Source organism: Noviherbaspirillum denitrificans (genome assembly GCF_002211445.1).
Lineage (GTDB): Bacteria > Pseudomonadota > Gammaproteobacteria > Burkholderiales > Burkholderiaceae_D > Noviherbaspirillum > Noviherbaspirillum denitrificans.
The window spans coordinates 2,443,352-2,445,478 of sequence record NZ_LSTO01000001.1 but is presented as its reverse complement, the minus strand read 5'-3'; the positions used below and the strand labels follow the sequence as shown (position 1 = coordinate 2,445,478).

The 2,127-nt window shown below is 62.4% G+C and carries 1 protein-coding gene and 1 pseudogene; both read left to right on the top strand.

Translation table 11 applies throughout. From position 1 onward, the window contains the following. A pseudogene (locus AYR66_RS30015) lies at nucleotides 1-94 on the top strand (rod shape-determining protein MreD); the annotation flags it as partial. A 21-nt stretch (nucleotides 95-115) separates the two neighbouring features. Beyond that, on the top strand, nucleotides 116-2,014 hold the full coding sequence (gene mrdA, locus AYR66_RS11970) for a penicillin-binding protein 2 (protein WP_088707664.1): 1,899 nt from the start codon (nucleotides 116-118) through the stop codon (nucleotides 2,012-2,014). Nucleotides 2,015-2,127: the final 113 nt, after the last annotated feature.

Genomic DNA, 2,127 nt, shown 5'->3' with positions numbered 1-2,127 from the left:
CATCTTCACCGCCGCACTGTGGCCTGCCGTGACCTGGCTCCTGCTGGCACCGCAACGGCGCGCCGTCGACCGCGACGAAACCCGCCCGATCTGAGTCCATCAGGTCTAAATACGCATGACCGAGTTTAAGAACACCGAGCAGGAACTGCACTTCTTCCGCCTCCGCCTTTCGGCGGTGGCGGTGTTCGTGTTCATCTGTTTCGGGCTGCTGCTGTCGCGCTTCATCTGGCTGCAGGTGTTCAAGCACAGCGACTACATGAGCCAGGCCGAGGACAACCGCATCTCGGTGGTGCCGGTGGTGCCCAACCGCGGCCTGATCCTGGACCGCAATGGCGTGGTGCTCGCGCGCAACTTCTCGGCCTACACGCTGGAAATCACGCCGTCCAAGATCGCCGACACACTCGATGGTGTGATCGAGGAACTGGCGACCGTGGTCGACATCCAGCCGCGCGACCGCCGCCGTTTTCGCCGCCTGCTGGAAGAAGCGAAGAATTTCGAAAGCGTGCCGATCCGCACCCGCCTGACCGACGAGGAAGTGGCGCGCTTCACCGCACAGCGCTATCGCTTCCCCGGCGTCGAGATCCAGGCGCGCCTGTTCCGCCAGTATCCGCTCGGCGAGACGGCCTCGCACGTGATTGGCTACATCGGCCGCATCAGCCAGCGCGATGCCAAGCGCATCGAGGAAATGGAAGACTCGGCGAATTATTCCGGCACCGATTACATCGGCAAGGAAGGCCTGGAAAAGAAGTACGAGAACATCCTGCACGGCCGCACCGGCTATGAAGAGGTCGAAGTGACCGCTGGCGGCCGTGCGGTGCGCACGCTGTCGCGTACCGCCGCCACGCCGGGCCAGAACCTGATCCTGTCGGTCGACATCGAGCTGCAGAAGATCATCGAGGAGGCGTTCGGCGACCGCCGCGGCGCGCTGGTGGCCATCGAACCGTCGACCGGTGACATCCTGGCCTATGTGTCGAAGCCGACCTTCGATCCCAACCTTTTCGTGGAAGGCATCGACGCGCAGAGCTGGGAAGAGCTGAACACTTCCATCGACCGGCCATTGCTCAACCGTCCGCTGATCGGTACCTATCCGCCGGGATCGACTTTCAAGCCCTACATGGCGCTCGCCGCGCTGGAAACCGGCAAGCGCACACCCAACCAGGCGATCTCCGATCCGGGCTTTTTCTGGTTCGGCAACCATCGCTTCCGCGATGACAAGGTGGGCGGCCATGGCACGGTGGACATGTACAAGTCCATCGTCCTCTCCTGCAATACCTACTACTACATGCTGGCGAACGACCTCGGCATCGACACCATCCATGACTTCATGAAGCCCTTCGGCTTCGGCCAGATTACCGGCATCGACCTCGAGAACGAGCGCACCGGCGTGCTGCCTTCCACGACCTGGAAGCGCAATGCATACAAGAATCCTGAGCACAAGAAGTGGTATGCCGGCGAAACGGTGTCGGTCGGCATCGGCCAGGGCTACAACGCGTACACGCCGGTGCAGCTCGCGCATGCGATGGCCAACCTTGCGAACGATGGCGTCGTGATGCGACCGCACCTGGTGAAGACCATCGAAGACGGCGTGACCAAGGAGCGCACGCAGACCGTGGTCAAGGAAAGCTACCGCATCCCGCTGAAGCAGGAAAACCTCAACTTCGTGAAGAACGCGATGGCCGGCGTGGTGAAGGAGGGCACGTCATCGCGCGCGTTTGCACGGGCCGAATATATTTCCGCCGGCAAGACCGGTACCGCGCAGGCGATCGGCATGGGCCGCAACGAGAAGTACGATGCGAAGAGAATGCCTGAGCGCCACCGCGACCATTCGCTGTACATTGCGTTCGCGCCGGCTGACAAGCCGAAGATCGCGCTGGCGGTGATCGTGGAAAACGGTGGCTTCGGCGCCGCCGCGGCCGCACCGATCGCGCGCCTCGCGCTCGACTATTACCTGCTCGGCAAGCGGCCCGATTCCAAGGAAAAGGCGGCGCAACCCATTGAAGTGGAGGGAGACTGATGGCGACTGCCAGACTGGGTGAAAAGCGTGCGATCTGGCCCACGATCAAACCCTACCTGACCGTCTTCGACTGGCCGCTGACGATCATCGTCTGCCTGATCTTCGTCGGCAGC

Excerpts from the sequence above, each read along its gene's own strand:
- mrdA (WP_088707664.1), top strand. The coding sequence starts at position 116 with ATGACCGAGTTTAAGAACACCGAGCAGGAACTGCACTTCTTCCGCCTC.